Raw genomic sequence first — 24045 nt, forward strand, 5'->3', positions numbered from 1 at the left:
GCTACAGCGATCCTCCTTCTGGGAAAATTGAGTTGAGGTTTATTTGTTCAGATGGCGTTGGAGAAACGAGGGAGGTGTCACCTTGGGTGTTGACAATCGCACGGCAAGTCTCAGCAATTCTGGGCGACACTAACGTTAGTCCCAAGACAACGCAACTAAACCAGTGTTCTGAATTCAGCCCCAAGGATGCCACGAAATTATCTACCGCAGCATCTGGTACCGAGATATCGCTTGATTGCAAATTCCACAACCACCGTTCCCCCAGTTCAAGCAAACTACCTTGCCCTATTTGAGGACTGGCGGAGGTTTTATAGGCTTTGGCTGCTTCACGACTGATAACTAACCAACGAGGAACTTGGGCACAAGTGAAGGCAATGACCCCGTTGTTAAAAAAGCTCGTGTTTCTCAGCTGTGCCAGTAATTGGCTTCCTGCTTGAGTTTTAGCGTACTCGTCACCTTTAAGGCACAGTAAAAGCAATAGTTCTACCACCAGCCAACGCACTGGAAGTAGATCTAGACCTGGTAATTTGGTAATAAGACTTTGAGTTGCTTGTGTTGCACTGGCGCTGTTTTGTGTCTTCCGCGATTTCCCTTGAGTTGAGTGAGAGACTTCAGTTGAGGCGATCGCACTTAAGGTTGTGGCAATTCTGGGCAAACTGTGTGCCAGTCCGAGGACTATTCCAGCAAACCAGCGATCGGCATCTCCTATCTTGGAGGCGATGGCTTCTGGCGACACAGCAGAAACAAAAGTTGTTCCTACTTTCTGAGCGACTTCTAAATCAGATCCAACCAGACTCAACAACCATTGCTCCCAAACAGATAGTAAACTCTTATCTCCCAAGATTGTCTTCATACTTTTGAGGCTACTAGCAATCCAATTGGGAATTTGAGCAGATGCAAAAGCACTGACTCCATTTTGAAACAAGGGAGTGGATTTGAGTTGATTAAGTAACTCCTTGCCTGCTTCAGTTTGAGCGTATTCATTTCCTCTTTGGCACAAAATGACTAAAAGTTCAGCCACCAACCAACGAGATGGGATTTTATCTAAATCCATCAAACCTGACATCAAATCAAAAGCCCCAAATGTTGTCGGCTCTAAGGCTTTGGGCAAGAAGTTTTTTTCTAAGTAAAAGGGCAACGTGACTGACAAAGAAACTTCAACGACCTGATATTTATCTTTTTCCTGTTCTGGTGACAAAATCTCTGCTTCTATAGGAATAGATACTTCAGCAAGTGCAGGGAAGCGTAACCAACTCTTAAGCAACTGCCCTGGCTTGAGAACAGAGGGAATTGGGATTGTTACTGTTTGGGTAAATTTATTTCCGCAAGTAAGTTGAACAAACGGGGGGTCGATATGACTCTCCATAGTCAAAATTTGACCATTATCCACTACCCAATCGTCTATAGCAGGACGAAAAAACCAGTTTTCAGCAATTTGGCTGTGGATCGACAACTGTAATACCAAGTTTGTCCCTGGCTGAACTTTGACTGCAACCTCGGGAATGTCTTGTAAAATTTCTGAATTTCTATTCATCTTGCTCCTTTAGGAAACCCGCACCTTGCCTTTAATTTTGCCCGCCTACTTATTTACTGATTTCGATAAATCACATAATTTATCAGTTCTTTAAGAAAGCGGCGATCGTGAAGGGAGCATTCCCATCTTTCTTCTGAACGTAATGGGGTTTCTGCTTGAATAAAATCTAGTGATTCAAAAATTTCTGCTGCTTGGTTAGCAAGCGAACGTGCAATTTTCCAGCCATGTTCTATACTACCACAACGCAGCATCTGATCCATAATAAAATTCAGTTGTTTGGGTGTTTTTTTAACGCGGGGTAAGGCGAGTATTTTTAATATTCTCTGCTGATTTTTTTCTCCACTGTGTGCTAACACATGATTTAACATTAAAGTACGTTTCCCTTCATAGATATCACCACCAATTTCTTTACCGTAATTTTCAAGTTCGCCTTGTAAGTTCAACAAATCGTCTTGGATTTGAAAGGCAATTCCCAAAAGCATACCAAATCGAGTTAGACCTGCTAAAGGTTCGACCAGATCTCTAATATTTGCGGATGGGTGTCCAACGATTAAACCAATTCGGCAGGGAGTCATAAACGAATACCAGCAAGTTTTTTTGACACACATCTTAAAATAATCTTGGTCAGTTAGGTTGAAGGCATTGGTAGCAATCCAATCTAATTCCATAGCCTGTCCTTCAACAGATTGCTGCGCCATCAACTCGATTTCATGCAAAATACTTAGGGCTTTACCAACTCCAAGAGCAGACAAATTTTCTAACAATAAACCAACTGCTAAAACGTTTGTTGCATCACCTACATTAATGGCACGGGGAATACCAATCATTTGATGTAAAGTTTCTTTACCCCGTCGAACTTGCGAACCATCTTGGATATCATCATGAATGAGAAAAGCGTTGTGATAAAGTTCCAGAGCTGTTGCTGATGTCAAAGCATCGTGTCCCATTCCTCCCACAGCCCTAGCAGCACTAATACATATAGATGGTCGCATCATTTTGCCGTTGCGAAACGGGTAATCTGTTAACAAGTCATATAAGGGTTCATAAGCACCTGACATATGACTTTTTGTTGCAACAAATTCTTTGATTTTGTTAACGATCGCCAGCTGGGATTCGCGCACCGCTGCATCAATAACTGTCTTGTCATACATCGACTGCTTTTGAACGGTGTTGGTGACTTGTTCAACCTTACCGTTTTGTACAGTTTCTTGAGTTGACAAATTTGTGGCGATGTCATCAAGTACAGCGATGTCTGAGTTCACCTTAGAAGATAATGGCATTGAGTCAAGCATTGCTTTGATTGAGTGTATTGGGAGAATATATGTCGTGCTAACAAACTTCCAAATAAAAAAATATCCTACTTTCTCTTGTGGTGCGGGCGTCTTGAGCGCCACCTCTATAGAACGGGCGAGGACGCCCGTCCCACATTCAAAGGATAATTTATTTTTTGGACATTCCTAACAGACAGGAGCAAGTGATTTTCGAGCGCTGCATTTCCCGGTGTTGGGGCGAGTTTAATAGTAAAGGGGTTGGGTTAGCGGAACCCAACCGAGGGTGGCTAACTCTACTGTGGAGTTCCCCAGGAACGGATAGAGACTCCAGCCTCAATGAGAAAATCATAGCCAAGGTAGTACTGAGAGCCGTTGTCCAAGTTTTCTCGAGCCGAGCCAATAGCAGCGCCTTTCGCCCCTACCATTGCCCAAATTCCTTTCTCCCAGACATAGTAGACCCGCAATGAACCTAACTTAGTACAGGCTGTCTTAACCGAGTCTGGGAATGGGTTTGTATTTGGCGCAACGGTTTCACTTCCTTGTTTCATAGCGATCGCCACTATCCGTCCTGATGGCAAGCTGTTAATCAGTTCCACAAAAGCATCTATGCTCGCTGGATTCTCAAAGATATTAAAAGCGCGACCGAGTATTAAGGTGCCCTGAACTTCATCAATGACGGCGACATTCAGTCCTTTGTAATAGCCGCCCTCAATTTCAACCTTTGTACCGTTGAGGGTAATCTCGACTTCTCCCTTATGCTGGGGTGTGACGGAGGTGACTGTGACTAGCGGACGCAAATCGCTCACAGGTAATATTTCAAAGCCACGAGTGACACTGACTGGGGCAGTTTCAGACACTTCTTCGGTAGCGCTGCCGACAGAAGCACCTTTTTGTCCAATCAGCGCCCCTGAACCTTGGAATTTCAAGTCAAAGAATTTGATGCTGCCAATTGATAAAAATGCTTTTGTGACAAGCTCTATGACCTCTGGGTCGGAGAATAAACAACCAGTAGCGTCATCTTTAACGGTAATAGCGACAATTCGTCCATTTGGCAGAGATTCGATGAAGTAAGCAAAGCTCTTGGCATTGCTGTAGATAAAAGTATCAAAACTAGTGGTCGTGAGGAGCTGACCTGTCGTCTCATCGAACACAGCCACATTCAGCCCGCGAGTGTAGTTACCAAAACCGATTTCTGAGTCGTTTAAGCTAATGAAGGCAAAATTTCCCGACTTGGCACCAGCAGAATCGGCTTTGATGGTGATGGTTGATTTGCCCTTAGTAATGGTCACATCCTGGCTTGCCATTACCGCACCATCTGCGACAGCATTGAGCTTGCCGTTGAAAACGAGTTTCTTGACCAGAGCAGACCTCACACCTGCATAGCGCACGCTATAGGTGAGAATATGTTCTCGATCGTTTGCTAGCGGACCGTAGCCGCTTACAGGAGTAATAGAGGTGACAAACGGCGCAATCTCCTCCGTTGGCACTAAGCTGAGATTATTGATAACAGAGATAACTGATTGAGTTGATTGGATAATCGTCTCGACTACCTTGTTCGGCTCAATCTTGGTGTAGTGCTTGCCTCCTGTATTTTGAACTATTCGTTGTGCCTGACCTGGATTTCCGCCAATCGGGCATATACCGACGAAAGCTGCTGCACTTGCCCTTGGATCTCCATCTAACCCACCTGCAATATGAGTCTCCGAACTGATAGCAATGACCAAGATTTTCTCAGAAGCCAGTTTCTTGGTAACAGAGTCTTCAGTAATCTCCGCCGTTACTAGATGTGAAAGCGCAGGGCAAATTGGGTCGTGTCCTGGTGCATCGCCAAACCAAACGATGATGCGCTTGCTATTGTTTCTCCAACCGATTGAGCCACCGGGAGCCTGTGCCAACTGGTCTAACGCAAACAGTTGACCCTCGGAATAATCCGTCCCACTCTCAACTGTCCAAGTATTAATCGCAGCACTGACCTGAGATTTATCTGCAGTTAAGCTTAATTGATGCTCAAAAGTGTAGAAGTATTTCTCATTTCCCTTTGGTGTAGAAAAATCTCTGTAATTCCCTACACCAAAGCAGATATCTAAATCTGATGCGAAGGTTGTTAATGAATTTAATATTGTGTCCGCCCCTGCCCTAACAGCATCAATGATAGGTTTCATACTCCCTGTTGTATCTGCCAAGAAATAAACATCTATCTTGGGAATTGGCGCAGACCTAGGGACGTAAACCGTCACAATCCGTTCAACAATTTGTTCTGCTGATAAAACAAAATTTTCACTAACGGGGTTGATTGTAATTGCCATAGTTTTCCCTCTTTTGTACGACTATTTGATTGAGCGTTTTGGGAGAATGTATCTCTTCCTAACAGACAGGAGCAAGTGATTTTCGAGCGCTGCATTTCCCGGTGTTGGGGCGAGTTTAATAGTAAAGGGGTTGGGTTAGCGGAACCCAACCGAGGGTGGCTAACTCTACTGTGGAGTTCCCCAGGAACGGATAGAGACTCCAGCCTCAATGAGAAAATCATAGCCAAGGTAGTACTGAGAGCCGTTGTCCAAGTTTTCTCGAGCCGAGCCAATAGCAGCGCCTTTCGCCCCTACCATTGCCCAAATTCCTTTCTCCCAGACATAGTAGACCCGCAATGAACCTAACTTAGTACAGGCTGTCTTAACCGAGTCTGGGAATGGGTTTGTATTTGGCGCAACGGTTTCACTTCCTTGTTTCATAGCGATCGCCACTATCCGTCCTGATGGCAAGCTGTTAATCAGTTCCACAAAAGCATCTATGCTCGCTGGATTCTCAAAGATATTAAAAGCGCGACCGAGTATTAAGGTGCCCTGAACTTCATCAATGACGGCGACATTCAGTCCTTTGTAATAGCCGCCCTCAATTTCAACCTTTGTACCGTTGAGGGTAATCTCGACTTCTCCCTTATGCTGGGGTGTGACGGAGGTGACTGTGACTAGCGGACGCAAATCGCTCACAGGTAATATTTCAAAGCCACGAGTGACACTGACTGGGGCAGTTTCAGACACTTCTTCGGTAGCGCTGCCGACAGAAGCACCTTTTTGTCCAATCAGCGCCCCTGAACCTTGGAATTTCAAGTCAAAGAATTTGATGCTGCCAATTGATAAAAATGCTTTTGTGACAAGCTCTATGACCTCTGGGTCGGAGAATAAACAACCAGTAGCGTCATCTTTAACGGTAATAGCGACAATTCGTCCATTTGGCAGAGATTCGATGAAGTAAGCAAAGCTCTTGGCATTGCTGTAGATAAAAGTATCAAAACTAGTGGTCGTGAGGAGCTGACCTGTCGTCTCATCGAACACAGCCACATTCAGCCCGCGAGTGTAGTTACCAAAACCGATTTCTGAGTCGTTTAAGCTAATGAAGGCAAAATTTCCCGACTTGGCACCAGCAGAATCGGCTTTGATGGTGATGGTTGATTTGCCCTTAGTAATGGTCACATCCTGGCTTGCCATTACCGCACCATCTGCGACAGCATTGAGCTTGCCGTTGAAAACGAGTTTCTTGACCAGAGCAGACCTCACACCTGCATAGCGCACGCTATAGGTGAGAATATGTTCTCGATCGTTTGCTAGCGGACCGTAGCCGCTTACAGGAGTAATAGAGGTGACAAACGGCGCAATCTCCTCCGTTGGCACTAAGCTGAGATTATTGATAACAGAGATAACTGATTGAGTTGATTGGATAATCGTCTCGACTACCTTGTTCGGCTCAATCTTGGTGTAGTGCTTGCCTCCTGTATTTTGAACTATTCGTTGTGCCTGACCTGGATTTCCGCCAATCGGGCATATACCGACATAAGTTGCCGCACTTGCCCTTGGATCTCCATCTAACCCACCAGCAATGGTAGTCTCCGAACTGATGGCGATGACCAAGATTCTTTCAGAAGCCAGTTTCTTGGTAACAGAGTCTTCAGTAATCTCCGCCGTTACTAGGTGTGAAAGCGCAGGGCAAATTGGGTCGTGTCCTGGTGCATCGCCAAACCAAACGATAATGCGCTTGCTATTGTCTCTCCAACCGATTGAGCCACCGGGAGCCTGTGCCAACTGGTCTAACGCAAACAGTTGATTCTCTGAAGTATCATCTCCCCCCTCAACTTTCCAAGTATTAATTGCAGCACTGACCTGAGATTTATCTGCAGTTAAGCTTAATTGATGCTCATAGGGGTATAAAAACTTCTGATTTCCATTTGGTGTAGAAAAATCTCTGTAATTCCCTACACCAAAGCAGATATCTAACTCTGATGCGAAGGTTGTTAATGAATTTAATATTGTATCCGCCCCTGCCCTAACAGCATCAATGATAGGTTTCATACTTGCTGTTGTATCTGCCAAGAAATAAACATCTATCTTGGGAATTGGCGCAGACCTAGGGACGTAAACCGTCACAATTCGTTCAACAATTTGTTCTGCTGATAGGACAAAATTTTCACTAACGGGGTTGATTGTAATTGCCATAGTTTTCCCTCTTTTGTCGGATTATTTGATTGAGAGCGTTGGGAGAATGATTAATATGTCACTTCTAAATACACATTTAAGTAAAAATATAGCTTTTTACTTAAAATCTTACTTTTTTGCTCCCTGATTTAGAAGTGAATATATTAGAAAGTGTATGCAGCTAGGAGATTGAATTAAATAAATTAATTCAATCTTTTGATGTTTCTGCTATTTGATTAAGTTTAACTAGCAGAAGGATTTCTCATTGCTACCGAAAATCTCGCAATTAAACGACCTGAGCAGTTAGGATTGTAGTTTGTGAACCTATACTAGCTTCTCCATTCGCATCTACGTGCCACTGTGGAGTAATGACGTATGTACCTGCAGCAAGTTCTACGACAGTTGATACTGTAATAGGAACTCTATAGTCTGTTTCTGGTGAGGTATATAATCCGGTAGCGCTACTTTGTTCTTGGCCTGCCTGGGTTGCAACTTTTATCTTAAACCAGGCCCGAAGTCCTTTCGTGTTCATCCATGTATCTGGACAGTTTAGGGTAATCAAGACTTTAGATGGACTGTTTAGAGTGATTGTTAGCGGAGACAAGGTGCTAATGTCGGTATAGTCTGTTGATTTTGTTGTAGTAGAATTTGTAAGCTTGCTGTACCACAATCTCTGCTGTTTATTAGTAACACTAGCGATAACGGGCGCTAGGTCAACACTAGATGCGTTACCGTTGACGGTAGATGTCAGGTTAGAACCGCTCAAAGCAAGGGTGTTGGTAGTGGCTTGCTTTAATCCCTTGGTAATATCGGCATTACCTGATTTTAAAATTGTGGCAACAGCGCCGGTGAGATCGACGGTGTCGGCTTTGCCATTAACGGTGGAGGTTAGGCTTGTACCTGTCACATCCAGGTCATTGGTGGTCGTCTGACTCACCACATCAGTAAATTGCGGTAAACAGGATTTGAGTGAATTAGCCAGCGCCTCGCAATCTGTTGGTAGCACCGGAGGTGGTACTTCCTCTGGAACAGGCACAAGTTCCCATTGCTGGCTCAAGTCACCGTCTTTGACTGGGGAAACAATTACCGGAGTGAATAAGTCACTACTGCCTCCCAAAACCTCTAGGGCAAAGCCATTTGCTTGATTTATGACCACACCCTGGTCTGTAATAATCCATTGCTGAGTTGCTGCACCCGTGGCTGGGTTAGTAACTGCTACGTTATAAGGCTGGCTACCATCAAGGGCAAAACCATTGAGCTTACTAACTATCACCCCCTGCTCGTTGATTGTCCATTGTTGATTTGCTCCATTGCTAGCTGTGTACAACACGATGGGTGTTCTTGGTGCGGGATTACCCCCAGCAATATCTAGTACCAGACCATTGAGTTTGCTTTTGATAAGAAAGTAGCTGGGCGTACTCATGTGTTCTCCTGAGTTGAACAATTTTTGTCGGATTATTTGATTGAGTGTGTTGGGAGAATATATCTCTTCCCAACAGACGGGAGCAAATGATTTTTCATCACTGTATTTCCCGGTGTTGGGGCAAGTTTAATCAGTGTATTTTATATTCAAAAAATTCAAATCGTACATTTTCAATCATCTTGTAACTCTTTTTTGTCCAAAGTCCAAAATTTTATTGCGCCTATGATTTCAAATCCCAAACCAATCTAATGAGAATTATAGTAAAAGATACTTTTTAAGTAAATGACATATTTTTGTTATCTGAAAAAAGAAAAATTACCATTAAAAAATGGATTAAATTGAGCAAGCAATTCAATCGATTAAAAAACTTTGTTATTTGCAATTTCTCAAAAACCAAGATATGGTATTTATTAATCAAACACAACTTTTCCGGTCTGAGATTTTGCTATTTCCTTAACCATATGGGTTGAGCGAAATCAGAAACAGTAAATTTATCCAACTCAAAATTCTGTCTCCATCTAGTAAGTAAGTCCGAGAAGTTATTGACCATTCATACTTACAAATTGTGGAAGTTAAATATGAGGAACCAATCAATCAATGTTGCCTTTAATTTGCAGAACGGTAAAAGAAAGAGCAAACATATTCTGCTCGCTACTACTGGCTCTTTTGGGGATGTATTTCCCTTCATTGCCCTAGCTCTTGAGTTACAAGCACGGAGATATCGTGTCACCATCGCCACTAACGAAATTCATCGCCATCTCATTGAATCTGAAGGGGTTGAGTTTCGTGCAATCAAACCCGATGGGTATATCGATGCTAAACAAGTAGGGCAGTTTATCCAATTGCTTTCAGAATCAGGGCAAATGCTTGATTACGGCATCAGCTATCTGACGATACCCCATTTACGGGCAACATACTCTGACTTAATGGAAACCGCACGAGAAGCTGACTTACTGATAACACATCCCCTTATTTGCGCTGGCATTCTTGTGGCTGAGAAAACCGGGATTCCCAGGATATCCACCATCCTCTCACCGGTCTCGTTTTTATCTGCCTACGGCTCTCCAGATGGTTCAGCCACTCCCAGTTCTGCTTATGAAAAAGCCTTGACATTAGTTGCTAAAGATAACTACTACAGACGACTTCGTTGGCAGACACGTTATTGGAGCGCACCAGTACGACAGTTGCGAGCGGAATTGGGTTTACCACCAAGCAGCGATGCTCTGTTTGAAGGTCAACATTCACCTGAATTGGTGCTGGCTTTGTTCTCTAAGGTTTTTGCCCCAGCTCAACCAGATTGGCCCCCTCAAACTCGGGTGACAGGCTTTCCTTTCTTCAGTAGCCGAAAAAGTAAAGGTTTGTCTTTGGAATTGGAGAAGTTTTTGCAAGCGGGATCGCCTCCTATCGTGTTTACCTTGGGCTCGTTAATGGTGTGGGCACCGGGGAATTTTTATTTTGAAGGAGCTATTGCTGCAGCACAGTTAGGATTTAGATGCGTCTTACTTATGGGTCTAGGGGCGCATTCAGTACCAGCTGAGCAACTTCCACCAGGAGCTTACGCCGTTGACTTTGCTCCCCACGAGGCAATTTTTCCTCGGGCAGCAGCTATTGTTCATCATGGTGGTGTAGGAACCACAGCGCAGGCTTTACGTGCTGGTCGTCCCATGCTCGTGATTCCCCACGCCTTCGATCAGCCAGATAACGCTGCTCGTTTGATCCGCTTAGGTGTAGCGCGAATGCTTGAGCGTCAGCATGGCACTGCTAGCCGTATCGCTACCGAACTCCAATCTCTGCTGTTTGACTCCACTTATGCAACTAAAGCTGCCGAAGTCGGTCGTTTACTGCAGGCGGAAGATGGTGTTGGAACGGCTTGCGATGAGATCGAGGCTCATTTGTTACGCTGTAGTCGCTAAAGAGTAAAGAGGTTGGGTTAGACTAGCCTAACCCAATCTGCTTTAGTCCTCTTCCTCTGTAGAGTCCGACTGTGGAAGGTTAATCTCAATGCCAAGCACATCTTCCGGCACTTGACGAGTCAGTACACCATAGGATGGTCTTTGCTGTTCCAAAGCAAGACAAAGTGGTGGAGCAGAGGGACGTGACCATGATTGGTCGAACTGAGTCCATACACGACGCAACTGCGGGTTAATGGCACTGTCGGCTAAGACTGAGAGTGCCACTCGATAAAAACCGAGTAAGTCTTCTAAACTACCGCGCAGGTCAATCCTCTGTTGCGCGATCGCTGTATCTAAAGTTAACCTACCAGCAATCATATCTCGCAGAGTTTCGGCTTCAGTGCGAAAATTCACTGACGCCACTGCTACCGGATATTCGCTCTCAACTTGGAGTTGTTCTCCGCCTGAGGCTCGCAGTAGTAACTGAATTCCATCTAGATCGATGACAGCAGTTTTCCCTGAAACTGTCTGCACCAAATCTCTCCAAGTAGAACCTTGCTGAGTTCGCAAAATTTCTACAATACGATGCAGAGATTGAGCTAGCTGAGCATGGCGGTCATTTGATTGGCTTTGCATCAACTAAAATTTATCAAATTAGGTTGTGCCTAGTAAGTAGGTTGGTACAAATGAAGTTAAAAGCTTTTGGTCGTCCTTACCATTTTTATTTCTACAGCCAGTTAGTTAAAGTTACGATATTCGTCAACTTTAATCACTGAAATGGTCACTTCTCCTGCGTTATCTTGCGTTTCCGTATCGAAGAAGAAAGCACATAGTTTGGATGGTTTTGATACCGCTAAAGTGAGAGTATCATCATATCCGTTTAAGGTTGACCAACCAGCGGAAACTTGCTTATTCGTTTTTAAATTCTTGAACTGACCACCATAAATCCAAAGCATGACTAGAGGTTCGCTTTCTGCGTCTTGAGAGTCTTTGATATAATCAAAGGAACCTGTCTTAATACGAACAACGTAAATACCTTTTTCTAATTCGGCTGTTACTCCTGTCTTTTGGATACTCTCTATTTGCTCTGTTGTGAGTTGATAGCAATTGTTGACACTATTAACAACCAAATCGGTAATTACTGGTTGGGCAGTAAGCATTTTTACTCCTTAAAATCAAAGATTTTGGTGATAAGCCTATGTGAAGGTCGCGCTCGTCCATGACGTAAGTAGCAATTTTTACCCTTTTCCTGCCCCCTTTCTAACCTCCTGCCCTAAAGGTATCAATAAAAAATAAGGAACTGGTAGGGATGGCAAAACTTTTTCGTAACCGACTTTTGCTAAACGGTAGATTCATCTTCAGCCGATGAAGTCCAGCCGAGAGCACGAGCGATCGCCGAAGGTAAAGTCACTGGATTAAAAGGCTTGGCGATTGCCTTTACAACACCAAGTTGCTGAAGTTTTTGTGATGTAAAGCAACCCGCTCTTACACTTAGAAGGATGACTGGAATCGCTGCGGTTAAAGGGCTAGCTTGAAGTTTATGCAGAAATGTGGCATAATTCATACCGGGCATAAAAACATCAAGCAAAATCGCATCAGGAGATTCTACGGCTAACTGTTTTAGTCCAGCTTGAGCCGAAGAGACTGCTACAACTGTCCATCCCGCTAAATCGCTCAAGCAGGCTTCTACAAGTTCTCGAATAGTTGCTTCATCATCAATCAGCAATATTTTCTTAGTTGTCATTATGAGCTTGTTTTAAGAAGGTTGAGGCGATTAACAATTCAAGATTAAACTAAGAAAATAAGAAACTGATAGAGTTCATTAAATAAACTTTAAAACTTAACTTTGCTAAGTCCAACCCAGTAGTTGCTTCACTTGTTCGCACAAGAGTGTTGGGTTAAAAGGTTTTGTAATGACTCCGGCAACATCCATTTGAGCAAAGCGGTTGCGATCGTGTGGTAACACTTTAGCCGTTAGCAAAATCACTGGAATGGTTTGAGTAGTGGGGTTAGCTTTAAGTTGCTGATAAAATTGAAAGCCATCCATGTCAGGCATCGATACGTCGAGGAGAATTGCGTCAAAATTCTTCTCCAGAACTATGTGGAGACCTTCGTCACCGGAGGAGGCAGAAATCACCTCCCAACCTCCCAAATCCTCCAAACAAGTGCAGGCAAGTTCCCGAAGCGATTCTTCATCATCAATAATAAGGATGCGTTTGGTCATACTTCTCCTACTGGTATTGGTAAGGTGAAATAAAACGTACTGCCTTCACCGAGGGTGCTCTCTGCCCAAATGCTACTATCGTGCTGTTGGATAATACTTTGGCAAATCGCCAAGCCCAGACCAGTTCCTCCCTTGGCGCGAGCATCAGAGACATCAACCTGCTGGAAGCGTTCAAAAATTGTTTCTAATTTGTCAGCGGGAATACCTCTGCCTTGGTCTTTGACTTGAAACAGAACTGAGTCAACTTGAGCTTGGGCAGACAGGGTAATCACCGTGTTCGGGGAAGAAAACTTGATGGCGTTGCTTAACAAATTTGTCAGAGTTTGGACGATTAAGTCAGGGTCAGCCCATACGCGGGCAGTGGTAGGAATAATCGAGAGTGTAATGGCAGCATCTAGAGCAATTGGCTGTACCCCTTCAACAGCTCGTTGCATTAAATCTTCTGCATGACAGACTTCTCTCACAAGCTGTACTCTACCTGCAGACAAGCGCTCGAAGTCAAGGATATCATTAACCAGACGCACGAGGCGATCGCTATTCGTCAAAGCTTGCTGCAGCATCCTTTTGGCTTTTTCGGGTTTGTTATCGTAGATACCAGTATTGAGCAGCCCTAAAAATCCTTGAATGGCTGTGAGCGGGGTGCGAAGTTCATGACTAACGACGGAGATGAATTCATTTTTCATTCGCTCAATGGCTTGTTGTTGGGTGATGTCTTGGATCTGGGCAACATAATACAACGGCTGGTTGTGAAAATCTCGTACCAGCGACAGGCTCGTTAGTCCCCAAGCAACGCGTCCTCCATTGCATAAGTAGCGCAACTCTACTTGAGCATTACGATTCTCGTGGCTCAGAACTTGGTTGATACAGTGCTGAAGCTGGTTAACATCTTCCGGGTGAACGAGCTGAGATACTTTCAGGCTGAGAAACTCTGATTCGGAATAGCCAAGCATTTCACCCAGCATCGGATTGATTTGGAGCCAGCGATTGTCCAATCCCAGAAGTGCCATGCCAATGGGGGCATTATGAAACGCATGGCGAAATCGCTCTTCACTCTCGCGCAAAGCTGCTTCGGCTTGTTTGAAATCGCTAATATCTAACAGCACTCCATACCAAGCAATCTCACCATTCTTCCGGGGTTCTGAGCGGGAATTAGCACGTACCCACTTTATCTTTCCAGAGGGAGTGACAATTCGCCATTCGTGAGCAAAGGGTTCTAGCGTTTTGAGAGTGCGACTAGTTAGTTGATTGTAGAGACGGCGATCTTCAAGATGCACTTGGTTATAGGTAAGTAGGGCATCCTCTAATACCTGTTCTGGTTCCAATTCTTGAATTTCCCGAACTCCCGGACTGACATACTCATAGCGCATTTCACCTTTATCGGGGTTATAAACCAGGATGTAAATTTGTGCGGGTGAAGCTGCCGCGATTTTTTGGAAACGAGCTTCACTTTGCAGTAGAGCTTTTTCAATGCGTTTGCGCTCTGTGATATCTGTGACTCGCACTAGATCGAAGTCTTGATTGGCAATCGAAACGCGCTTAGCAGCCAAGTTGCCCCAGAAGAAATTTCCTTTTTTGCTTACGTATTCAATTTCCCGGCTCCAGAAGCCTTTTTGGTGAACTTGTGCGGTGATTTCCTCCAGCTCGTTGGAGGTGAACGGACGAAGCTGAAGTGTGTGACCTTGGATACCAATCAGTTCCGCTTTATTGTCCGCTTCAAACAGCTCCACTGCTCGATGATTGCAGTCACATATTAGCAATGTTTCAGGATCGACCAGAAACAAAGCATCGGTGGATTCGTTGTAAATAGTCTCGCGCAAGTCTTTTTGTTGTTGCAGTTCTAATTCTGCTTGTTTGCGAGCAGTAATATTTTGAATAACTGCAATGATATGGGGTTGCCCCTTCAAATCGATGATATCGGCTGAAATCAGGACGGTAAAAGGCTGACCTGTTTTGTGATGAACGGTAAGTTCCCAGTTATGAACCTGTTTGCCTGCCTGCAAATCCTGGAAATAACATTGTTGCTCCTCTAGATTGGCCCAATATTCAATCTTGGTTACTACGTTACCAATGACTTCTGCCCTAGAATAGCCAAACAAATCAATAAAAGCATCATTCACGTCTACACATTGCCCGTCTAAAGTAGCAATTCCAATCGCATTAGGACAGGTACGAAACACTTTGGTGAAACGTTCTTCCGACTCTTGTAGGGCAGTTTTGACACGCTCAAACGACTGCTTAAGTTGCCCAGCCATCCGGTGAAATGAGTCACTGAGGATTTGGAGTTCGGCGAGTGGGCTATCTTGCTCAATTGCTTTATTCCATTTCCCGTCTGCCAGGGCCAAACTCACTTGACCCAATCTCTGCATTGGTCGAACAATGAATTGGGTGAGCAACAATCCTAGGGCGATCGCTCCTGCCAACGCGCCAACACTCAAGAGTATAGTGACGTAGGTATGGGCATCAATTTCTGCCATAAAGTCGGATTCTGGCACGATGGTCACAATTAACCAGTCAAGACCCAATCGATCTCTGTAAGGGGTGACCAGTAAGAATTGCTTTTTGCCTTCTATTTCAAACTCAAGTTTCTGTGCTGTCTTAATTTGAGTTAAGCTGCCAAAGCTTGAGAGTAGATGCCGAGCTGCGAGGCGAATTACGGGTTCCTGACTTTCAGTTGCGTTGAGCCGTTTGTGTTGTGTCCCATTAGAATCTGTGAGGAAGGGTTTTTCGGAGGTTGAAGAAGCAACCATCAGTCCCGATCTCTCAATAATAAATACCTGTCCGTGAGGGCTGACCTTCAATTTTTTGAGAAACTCGCTAATGGTGACAAGGGTTAAATCGCTAGCTAAAACACCCTGAAGTTGCTGTGTTTGATTATATAGCGGGTAAGTTGCTGCAATTCCCAGACCTCTCGAAGCTGGTACATATATATAAACAGGTGTCCAAGTTGGTTTCCTTGCTGAGAGTGCCTTTTGATAGAAGGGTCTTTGGCTTCCATCATAGTTTTGCCGTTTAACTAGTAATTTTTTCCGCTTCCCTTGACTATCTACACTATACACGAGTAGCATTCCTTTGGTAAAATTCTCTGTTAAGGAAACGGTAATACCTCGCTCATCGTTTCCGGCTCCAACGAGTCCGCCTTGAGGATTGATAAAATGAATTCTTACTGAGTCAAATTCTTGGATTTGACCTAAAAAATAGCTTTCTAAACTTTTAGGATCGCTTAGGTCTATCTGTCCAAGCTCGGTCGCTCTAGCATTTAGGCGATTAATTAAGTCTGGGGTCTTTAAGTAGTTACCAAGATAGAGGTGTATGCGATCGCTCACCTTGCTCATCAACTGATATGCTAAGCTATTCACTGAATGCTTGCTATTGTACAAAGACAGATAACCCACGAGCCCTGCTGTTCCAATTGTTAGCAACACAAAGGGAACGGTAAGGGCGAGGCTTAGGGGAATTTTCAGCTTTGGGCGTTGCCACAGCCCTTGCCTAAAAAGATTGGAGAGTTTCACGTTCCAACCCTCCACTTTAGGGTTTTGAGTTCTTGCTGCAACCAGGAGCGATCGATGCGACTGATGACACGGGTCACTAACTCTGGTCCCACTACGGGCTTGCTAATAAAATCATCGGCTCCCGCTGCAAATACCTGCTGGATTGATTCTATGTCTGTATATGCTGTTACTACCAAAATCGGTAAATTCCCCCATTTCGTATCTTGTCGCACTACACGACACAAGTCTATACCGCTGTAGGTTGGCATTTCCAAATCAATTGCCAGTAAGTCAGGTTTTGTAGCATTTAGTACATCCCAGAATTGTTGGGGGTCTTGCAAGGTTTTCACCCTCAGCCCCCAAGGTTGGAGCAGATTGCTCAATAGCTCCAGCGCTACTGGATCGTCATCTACAATCATCACTTTGGGTTGGGAAGCTTGAGACTGAGACAGAACTCGATCGATTGCCTCAAAAACCTCGGCAGTGGTGACTGGTTTGTACAAAAATCGCTGTACTCCCAAACGAGAAACAGCAACTCTCTGCGTTAGATTATTTTGCTCAGCTATCACCACAATTGGTGTATTGGGAAGTTGTTCCTTAAGTTTTTGCAACAACATTAAACCCTTTTCAATCAGCTCCATGTCATTGAGATTGAGCAAAACAGCGTTGGGAGATTGAGAAATGTGTTGTTGAGCGCTCGCCCAATTAGGAGCTACTTCAATCCGCACTCCCCAACTCCCAGCCTCGGTTTTTAATTGATTGGTAAAAGATTTATCATCAATTGCCAGCACTAGGGGAATCTGAGTTGTTTCCCGTTCAACAGTTAGTGGTGTAGGAGGTTTACTGAGGGTTTGTTTGAGTTCGCTCAGGAGTTTTGAGAATCGAGAAGCTTCCTGTGGTGCTAAAGGCTTACTCTTCATTAAGAGGTGTTCTATCGCCTGCGCCAACTTTGAGCCCGTCTCGTAGCCAAACGATCCTAACGTCCCTGCCAGTTTGTGTGCTTCGTTGCTCCCACGGTATTGGAGTTCGGGCTGCAATTTCCCTTTCGCCAAGGTTTGTTCGACTTGCTCCAGTATAGTTAACCGTTGGGCAAAAGTATCTTGATAACGTTCTATGACTTTGTTGACTGACGCACGCGCCTGACATTTTCCTTTGCCTACTTCTCCCAGTCTGTGTGTCTGTTGTTCGCACTGTTCCTCACACAACACACCCTTTGCTTCCCCAGTTTTGGGTGGAGCCTTAAGACGATAGCCCAAGCCATATACAGTTTCCAGTAGCTCAGCAGACATTCCTGCCGCCTTTAGCCTTTGCCGCAAGTCTTTAATCAGATTAGTGACAGTGCGTTCGCTAGGTGTAGCATCAAATGACCAGAGGCGATCGATGATTTCACTGCGGCTAAAGACACGCTGCGGATTACGCAGAAACAGCGCCAGCAAGCTATATTCCTTGGGGGTTAAGGATATAGGCTGCCCTCCATAAGTCACTTCTGCCGAGACAGGATTGACGCAAAGATTTTCCCATGTTAGTATGGTAGGTAGTAGCTCGTTTTGTCCTCGACGCAGCAACGCCCGCATCCGTGCTAGCATTTCGCAAATATCGTAGGGTTTGGTAAGATAATCGTCTGCGCCTGCATCTAATCCCTGAACCGCATTCACACTCCGCTCTTTAGCAGTAAGTAAGAGAATCGGTTTTTGAACTCCCAAAGCGCGAAGTTGACGGCACAGGCTGATACCATCTAGTTTGGGAATCAGCAGATCTAACAAGATCAAATCAAAGTTGAATGATGTTGCTAATGCCAACCCCTGTTGACCATCCGTTGCCAACTCAACTATGTAGTTTTCAGCAGTGAGAACCTCACGCAGTAATGTTGCTGATTGGAGATCGTCCTCGACTAGTAGGATTTTCACAACTCTATCATCTCACAAGTTATATGTTGATAAGCGAGCGCAAATCAGAAGACAAAGGGTAGAGAATTTGAGAGTGCTAGCTGAGTACGAGCTGATAGAACGCCGCTCTGAACAACTCCCTTTGTAGTTGGTTCAAATTGTCAATCAACTGCTAAAGTTACATCATTTTCATATTAGTTGAGCCTATAGGAGAAAGCTTTCCGGTAGCAATCGTACAGAACTAGTAGCGCGTCTAGCCTAATTTGTTAGGTAGGAATTAATCGATTAATTGGGCTGTTTTCCGTCTCCAGATCGCCCCTGCACCCCTGCCTTAACCCAACATATTTGTGTGGACACGGTAGTAGGTAGGGCTAAAGCCCACCATTTACCGTTGTACGGCATAGCCCGCCCTACAGAAATCTCTCAATTACCGCATTACCGACATTCAAGCTCCCTACGGCAAGGCAAATTAATGGTTTGACTTCCTCGGGTTTTGACATCACAAACGACTAATCCTTAAAATATTTGAGGTTTAATTTAAGCGTTTCTAGAATCTCATTCTTAGAGCAAAAATGCAAGGAAATTTAAGACAGTTAGGACAGTTAAGCAAACAATAAAGTTAAAAAATATTAAACAATGATATAAGTTAAAGTTATCAATTTCTGGTACTGGAGTTGAAAGAGGGAGGAAGCAGTTGCCGTTGACTACTGCAACATCTTAGATTTTCCTCCTCCGGGTTTTGGTAATTCCTTAACTTTCCAACATCTCCAACAACTGCGCCTCACTCAACTGAGTAATTCCCAAGTCTTGGGCTTTTGTTAACTTAGAACCGGCATCTTCTCCTACAACCAAATAATCAGTTTTCTTGCTGACAGAATCTGTTACCTTACCACCTGCTTTTTGTATCAGAGCTTTTGCCTCATCCCGTTTTAAAGTGGGTAGCGTACCAGTAATGACAAAAGTCTTCAGAGCAAATTTTGGATTTCCATCACTTACCACTGTATCTTCCAATGCGATCGCCAATTGCAACCCAGCAGCTTTGAGGCGAGAAATCAAAGTTTGATTTGCACTAATACGGAACCACTGGTAAACCGACTGAGCGATTTCAGCACCAATACCATGAATAGTTTCAATATCGGCTTGTGTGGCTTCAGCCAATTGTTCCACAGTAGGAAACTTTTCAGTCAAAACCTGTGCCGTGATACTGCCAACGTGACGGATACCCAAACCGTATAACACACGCGACCAAGGTTGGTTTTTTGACTGGGCTACAGCTTCCAGCAACTTCTGAGCCGACTTTTTCCCCATCCGTTCTAGTTCATACAACTTTTCCTCTGTCAAGTCATACAAATCTGCAACAGAATGCACGACTCCTTTGTCAACAAGTTGATGTACTAGCTTTTCGCCCATACCCCGAATATCCAAGGCATCGCGGCTTACCCAATGCTCAATTGCCCCTTTAAGGATAGCCGCACAAGAAGCATTCACGCAGCGAGTCACTGCTTCATCCATCTCGCGCACCACTGGTTGACCGCAAACAGGGCAATGAGTGGGCATAACAAAAGGTTGGGTACCCTCAGGACGGAGTTCTTGAAGAACTCGCAGCACCTCTGGGATGATTTCCCCTGCTTTACGTACAATAACAGTATCTCCAATGCGGATATCTAATTGGGCGATGCGATCGGCGTTATGTAGAGTTGCGCGAGAAACTGTTGTCCCTGCTAATTGTACGGGGCGCATTTCTGCCAGGGGAGTCAATGCTCCTGTTCTGCCCACATTAACAGCAATATTTTCCACACGCGTCGGTGCTTCTTCTGCCGCGTGTTTCAGCGCCACGGCCCAACGGGGAAACTTCTGCGTAAACCCAAGCTGTTCTTGAAGCTTGAAAGAATTAAGCTTTACCACAACCCCGTCAGTCATGTAAGGTAAATTCAGCCGTTCTGTATCCCAGTGTTCGTAATATTGTCCGACATCTTTTAGGGACGAGCATAACTGCTTGTTAGGGTTCACTCGAAATCCCAATTTTTGCAACAATTCTAGCGCTTCCCACTGGGTACTGGCAATACTGGCATCATCTCTACCGGGAATGTGGAGCGTGTAAGCAAAGAAATCTAACCGTCGTTGCGCTACAACCCGAGAATCTAATTGCCTGAGTGTACCAGCTGCGGCATTTCGAGGATTGGCAAACACTGCTTCACCGACTTTTTGCCTTTCCTGGTTAATTTGTTTAAACACTTCTAGAGGCAAAAACGCTTCACCCCGTACTTCTATCCTTTCCGGTAGAGATGCTTCATGCAATGTTTCGACATTTAACCGTAAAGGAATTGAGCGGATAGTCCGCACGTTTTGGGTAATGTCTTCCCCTGTCACTCCATCGCCCCTAGTGGCACCCCTGACAAGCACACCATTTTCATAAGTCAAGGCTAAAGCAGAACCATCAATTTTTAGCTCGCAGACATACTCCACCCCACCTACATTGGGTGCTTGTCGCCGCCAGCGTTGGTCCCATGTGTTTAATTCGTCGATATTAAAGGCATTTTCTAAGCTGTATAGAGGAATGTTGTGGCGCACCGAAGTAAACTGGGTTGCTGGTTTCTCTCCAACCCGCTGAGTGGGGCTATCCGGTGTCACCAATTCTGGATATTGATTTTCCAATTGTTGCAATTCTCGATACAATCGATCGTAAACTGCATCCTCCATAATGGGGTTATCAAGAACATAGTAAGCGTAACTTGCCTTTCGCAGGAGTTGTCGCAGTTCTTGAACGCGTTGTTTGGCTTCTGACTCTATAGCTTCCATGACGTTCCCAAATAAGCAATCTTTTGTCCACGGTTGACTGTTGACCGCATTTTCTGTCAACAGCCAGCTGTTAACTATCAACTAAAATAGCTTAATCAAATGTAACAGCACTCGTCCTCTTCTTCGAGAGGAAGCAAGATCGTTTCTCATGATAAGTTTGGCGTTTGATTGAAGCTTCCAATCGTTATTCCCTCACAACTACAGAACAGGGAGGAGATACACGCTGATAATGTATAGCATTAAAGTTTTTTGACGCGCTAAGGGCTAAGTGGTGATAGTTCCGGAAACTACGGTTGCTTATTTCCGTATTGAATGTGGTTTTTATTTCTATGGGAAAGAACATCAAGCGTCTATAGTTAGTATTTCTACTAGCTTAGATTTTTTGTTAATAAGGATGAAGGATAAAGGATGAAAAATAGGTTCAATTTATTTACTGCTCGGCGTTATTTCATACTTTACCCTTCATACTTTATCCTTTATAATTAAGTTCTGGAGCAGTTTATCAAATCATCAATAACGAATTTGAAGGGTAACAGAAGCTTCCACTCTTTGCTCACCTGCAACCACAGGGGTAGCAGCTGCTTTCGATGCTGTTTGAAGATCCATTGCAGCAAAATTTCCTGTTTCAGAAACTGGAGATGAACGACCACCATTAATTTGTACGCTAACAATTTCCCGTTCTTGAAGAGATAGAGCGCCTAAAGCTGCTTCCGCTTGATTGCGAGCATCTTTGGAGGCTAAGCTAATTGCCTCTTTTTGTGCAGATGCGATCGCATCATCAGTTGCCACCAAGGTCACTCCATCAATACGTGTTGCACCTGCTTTGATGGCTTCATCTAAAAGCGTACCCAGTTTGTCTGGGGCAATTTCAAAGCTTACTATATTGCTGCCATTATAACCAACTATGTTTTGCTGATTATCTTTGTAACTATAAGTTGGATTCAGTCTAATACCTGTTGTTTCTAGTTTTTTGACATCCTGGTTTGATTTTAAGAGTGTGACAACTGCTGATGAGCGCGATCGTATTTCTTCCTGTACCTTTGTTGAAGTCACATCTTGAACTTCAACTCCCAAACGCACGCGAGAAGTTGTTTTTGGAGTATTAACAATACCACGCCCTGAAACAACTAAGGTTCTGGGTAAAGAAGCTAAATTACGTGGTTCATTCGGCGTTGAACCACAGGCAACTAGACCTAGAAAACTCATTGCTAACAACAGAATTCGTAACTGTTTCCAGGAATGGAACTTATTATTAAATAGTAAAGACAAAGGCATAGAAGCAATGGAACATATTGGTGTTCCAAATATGGCATTTAAAATTTTCAGGTGTTGGACTGTTACGATTTTGGAAACAGTGAGAATTTACTGGTGAGGAGCAGTGTCGTTTCTCATGGGATCTCAGGTGCGATGGTTTATGTATAATTCACTAATGGTCTTACTAAGTAGGCGGTCAGAAATAAATAGAATTGTGCTACGAAATGTCAACCCAATCAAAATCCTTACTAAGAACCAATGATAAAGGACTAAGGAAGACCCTCATGAGTTAAATTTCTTTTTGTCATCCTACTTACAGGATTAGTAAATTAATGTTCCGCTTTGATTGTTGCTATCAAATCCTTGAATTGCTTCAAAATTAGCTTTCTGAAAAATTGTCCGTTTAAAGGAAGCCCCTGTTAGATTGGTTCTTCTGAGGTTAGCTCTAATAAACACAGCTCTTTCAAGGGAGGCTCCTGTAAAATTGGCTCCTGTCAAGTTAACGTCTTTAAAGATTGCTCCCTGTAGGTTTGCCTCTTGAAAGGAAACTCCTGTAAGGTTAGTTTGATAGAAGACTATAGCTTTAAGGTATGCCTCTTTTAAGAAAGCTCCCTCAAGATTTGTTTTCCAGAAGCTGGTTCTCTTAATAAGCGAACTCATAAGGTTAGCCCCACAAAGATTTGCTTCATTGAGGTTAACTTGATTGAAGTAAACTTGTATTATATCTGTTTCCCGAAGGTCAGCCCGCCAAAAACTTGTTTCCTGAATTGTTGCTTGGGTGAGATTCGCCCTTCTCAAAATTGCCACGGCAAGGTTCGATTGCCAGAAAATTGCTGCCTTTAAAGAAGCTGCCGTTAAGTTCGCATGCATGAGTTTTGCTTTCTGGAGATCTGTTCCATCAAGGCAAGCACCTATTAAATTTGCTTGACTGATATCGGATTGGAACAGAACTGCTTCTGAAAGAAAAGCTTGATTCAAGCAAGCCCCACATAAAGATGTTTCCTCAAGAGTTGCCTGATACAAATTGGCTCGGCTAAGATTGGCTTGGCGAAGATTGGCTTGGCTGAGATTGGCTCGGCTGAGATTGGAACTTTGGAAGTACCCATCCCTGAGATTTTCCCCCATAAGATTTGCATCAGTAAGGTCCGTTGGTTCCTCAAAATTTTCTTTCTTGTACTGATTCCAGACACACACGCCCTGCCTTAGCAGTGAAAGATGTTCCTGCTTTGCCATCTAGTTTTAACTCTGCAACCGTTTCACTAAAGTATAGGTTTAGAATATCGTTTCGTTCATTGATTGTGGAATGCCAGTTTTTGAGATGATAATGAAGTTTTTATACCAAGGCTATATATACTTGTAGATATGTTGCACATAACAGAAGAACTACTCAGTGTTAAATAATGACTAAAGTGGTTTTTGGTAACGCGGCTATCGAAGGCGCGAGTCGTTGGGGATGGTTCCTCGGTCACTTTATCACCCCTACGGATGACCCGCGCTCTACAGAAGCACTAGAAGTTAAATGGGCTATCCATAAATCTGGTGACAGCAGAACAGAGTGGGCAGTCAATAACCAAGCTGCAACTCTTTCAATTCTCATTCAAGGACAATTTCGCTTGCAATTTGAAGATAGAGAAGTTGTATTGTCCCGTGAGGGTGATTATGTTTTGTGGTGTGCTGGGGTACCGCATTCTTGGCTTGCCGAGTCTGACTGTACTATTCTGACTGTCAGATGGCCCTCAAAACCTGGTGATAGTGTTGCGGCGACCTAAAAGTTGGTCTATCTACTCGAAAATTGCTACAAGTTAGGGGCT

General features: G+C 44.1%; 16 protein-coding genes. 2 read left to right on the forward strand and 14 right to left on the reverse strand.

Going from position 1 to position 24045, the window contains the following annotated elements:
• Position 1: 1 nt before the first annotated feature.
• The 5 genes from ACYRY3_RS39925 to ACYRY3_RS39945 form a co-directional block, all read right to left on the reverse strand.
• Entirely contained in the window at positions 2-1534 is a 1533-nt protein-coding gene (locus ACYRY3_RS39925; RefSeq protein WP_460207370.1) for a hypothetical protein, read from the reverse strand.
• A gap of 53 nt (positions 1535-1587) precedes the next feature.
• The gene (locus tag ACYRY3_RS39930; RefSeq protein WP_460207371.1) at positions 1588-2814 is read right to left on the reverse strand and encodes a polyprenyl synthetase family protein; all 1227 of its coding nucleotides are present in this window, start codon (positions 2812-2814) and stop codon (positions 1588-1590) included.
• 284 nt (positions 2815-3098) lie between these two features.
• Positions 3099-5111, reverse strand: coding sequence for an interleukin-like EMT inducer domain-containing protein (locus ACYRY3_RS39935; protein ID WP_460207372.1), 2013 nt, complete (start codon positions 5109-5111; stop codon positions 3099-3101).
• 165 nt (positions 5112-5276) lie between these two features.
• Positions 5277-7289 (reverse strand): interleukin-like EMT inducer domain-containing protein, encoded by a 2013-nt coding sequence (locus ACYRY3_RS39940; RefSeq protein WP_460207373.1) that lies wholly within the window; start codon positions 7287-7289, stop codon positions 5277-5279.
• A 265-nt stretch (positions 7290-7554) separates the two neighbouring features.
• Positions 7555-8691 carry a ricin-type beta-trefoil lectin domain protein gene (locus ACYRY3_RS39945; protein ID WP_460207374.1) on the reverse strand — a complete coding sequence of 379 codons (1137 nt, stop codon included), beginning with the start codon at positions 8689-8691 and terminating at the stop codon, positions 7555-7557.
• Positions 8692-9269: 578 nt separating this feature from the next.
• Here ACYRY3_RS39945 and ACYRY3_RS39950 point away from each other — a divergent pair.
• Entirely contained in the window at positions 9270-10604 is a 1335-nt protein-coding gene (locus ACYRY3_RS39950; protein ID WP_460207375.1) for a glycosyltransferase, read from the forward strand.
• 42 nt (positions 10605-10646) lie between these two features.
• On the opposite strand, the gene ACYRY3_RS39955 is transcribed toward ACYRY3_RS39950, so the two are convergent.
• The 9 genes from ACYRY3_RS39955 to ACYRY3_RS39995 form a co-directional block, all read right to left on the reverse strand.
• Positions 10647-11219, reverse strand: a complete 573-nt coding sequence (locus tag ACYRY3_RS39955; RefSeq protein ID WP_460207376.1) for an SCP2 sterol-binding domain-containing protein — start codon at positions 11217-11219, stop codon at positions 10647-10649.
• A 101-nt stretch (positions 11220-11320) separates the two neighbouring features.
• The gene (locus ACYRY3_RS39960; RefSeq protein ID WP_460207377.1) at positions 11321-11743 is read right to left on the reverse strand and encodes a hypothetical protein; all 423 of its coding nucleotides are present in this window, start codon (positions 11741-11743) and stop codon (positions 11321-11323) included.
• Positions 11744-11922: 179 nt separating this feature from the next.
• Positions 11923-12327, reverse strand: a complete 405-nt coding sequence (locus tag ACYRY3_RS39965; protein ID WP_460207378.1) for a response regulator — start codon at positions 12325-12327, stop codon at positions 11923-11925.
• 105 nt (positions 12328-12432) lie between these two features.
• Positions 12433-12807 carry a response regulator gene (locus ACYRY3_RS39970; protein WP_460207379.1) on the reverse strand — a complete coding sequence of 125 codons (375 nt, stop codon included), beginning with the start codon at positions 12805-12807 and terminating at the stop codon, positions 12433-12435.
• Positions 12804-16316 carry a PAS domain S-box protein gene (locus ACYRY3_RS39975; protein WP_460207380.1) on the reverse strand — a complete coding sequence of 1171 codons (3513 nt, stop codon included), beginning with the start codon at positions 16314-16316 and terminating at the stop codon, positions 12804-12806. The genes ACYRY3_RS39970 and ACYRY3_RS39975 overlap by 4 nt, the downstream gene beginning before the upstream one ends.
• A complete protein-coding gene (locus ACYRY3_RS39980; RefSeq protein WP_460207381.1) occupies positions 16313-18202 on the reverse strand; it encodes a response regulator in 1890 nt (629 codons plus the stop codon). Before ACYRY3_RS39980 ends, ACYRY3_RS39975 begins: the two co-directional genes overlap by 4 nt.
• A 729-nt stretch (positions 18203-18931) precedes the next feature.
• Positions 18932-20980: an NAD-dependent DNA ligase LigA gene (gene ligA, locus ACYRY3_RS39985; protein ID WP_460207485.1), complete on the reverse strand. Its 2049-nt coding sequence runs from the start codon at positions 20978-20980 to the stop codon at positions 18932-18934.
• A gap of 510 nt (positions 20981-21490) precedes the next feature.
• A complete protein-coding gene (locus tag ACYRY3_RS39990; RefSeq protein WP_460207382.1) occupies positions 21491-22186 on the reverse strand; it encodes an SIMPL domain-containing protein in 696 nt (231 codons plus the stop codon).
• A 369-nt stretch (positions 22187-22555) separates the two neighbouring features.
• Positions 22556-23467 (reverse strand): pentapeptide repeat-containing protein, encoded by a 912-nt coding sequence (locus ACYRY3_RS39995; protein WP_460207383.1) that lies wholly within the window; start codon positions 23465-23467, stop codon positions 22556-22558.
• A 167-nt stretch (positions 23468-23634) separates the two neighbouring features.
• Between ACYRY3_RS39995 and ACYRY3_RS40000 the strand changes: the two genes are divergently transcribed.
• A complete protein-coding gene (locus ACYRY3_RS40000; protein ID WP_460207384.1) occupies positions 23635-24003 on the forward strand; it encodes a cupin domain-containing protein in 369 nt (122 codons plus the stop codon).
• Positions 24004-24045 lie beyond the last annotated feature (42 nt).

It is taken from the genome of Scytonema sp. NUACC21, from assembly GCF_054684315.1.

Coding starts and splice junctions, on each gene's coding strand:
- ACYRY3_RS39950 (WP_460207375.1), top strand. CDS start 9,270: ATGAGGAACCAATCAATCAATGTTGCCTTTAATTTGCAGAACGGTAAA.
- ACYRY3_RS40000 (WP_460207384.1), top strand. CDS start 23,635: ATGACTAAAGTGGTTTTTGGTAACGCGGCTATCGAAGGCGCGAGTCGT.
- ACYRY3_RS39995 (WP_460207383.1), bottom strand. CDS start 23,467: ATGGCAAAGCAGGAACATCTTTCACTGCTAAGGCAGGGCGTGTGTGTC.
- ACYRY3_RS39965 (WP_460207378.1), bottom strand. CDS start 12,327: ATGACAACTAAGAAAATATTGCTGATTGATGATGAAGCAACTATTCGA.
- ACYRY3_RS39935 (WP_460207372.1), bottom strand. CDS start 5,111: ATGGCAATTACAATCAACCCCGTTAGTGAAAATTTTGTTTTATCAGCA.
- ACYRY3_RS39945 (WP_460207374.1), bottom strand. CDS start 8,691: ATGAGTACGCCCAGCTACTTTCTTATCAAAAGCAAACTCAATGGTCTG.
- ACYRY3_RS39940 (WP_460207373.1), bottom strand. CDS start 7,289: ATGGCAATTACAATCAACCCCGTTAGTGAAAATTTTGTCCTATCAGCA.
- ACYRY3_RS39990 (WP_460207382.1), bottom strand. CDS start 22,186: ATGAGTTTTCTAGGTCTAGTTGCCTGTGGTTCAACGCCGAATGAACCA.
- ACYRY3_RS39930 (WP_460207371.1), bottom strand. CDS start 2,814: ATGCCATTATCTTCTAAGGTGAACTCAGACATCGCTGTACTTGATGAC.
- ACYRY3_RS39925 (WP_460207370.1), bottom strand. CDS start 1,534: ATGAATAGAAATTCAGAAATTTTACAAGACATTCCCGAGGTTGCAGTC.
- ACYRY3_RS39970 (WP_460207379.1), bottom strand. CDS start 12,807: ATGACCAAACGCATCCTTATTATTGATGATGAAGAATCGCTTCGGGAA.
- ACYRY3_RS39955 (WP_460207376.1), bottom strand. CDS start 11,219: ATGCAAAGCCAATCAAATGACCGCCATGCTCAGCTAGCTCAATCTCTG.
- ligA (WP_460207485.1), bottom strand. CDS start 20,980: ATGGAAGCTATAGAGTCAGAAGCCAAACAACGCGTTCAAGAACTGCGA.
- ACYRY3_RS39960 (WP_460207377.1), bottom strand. CDS start 11,743: ATGCTTACTGCCCAACCAGTAATTACCGATTTGGTTGTTAATAGTGTC.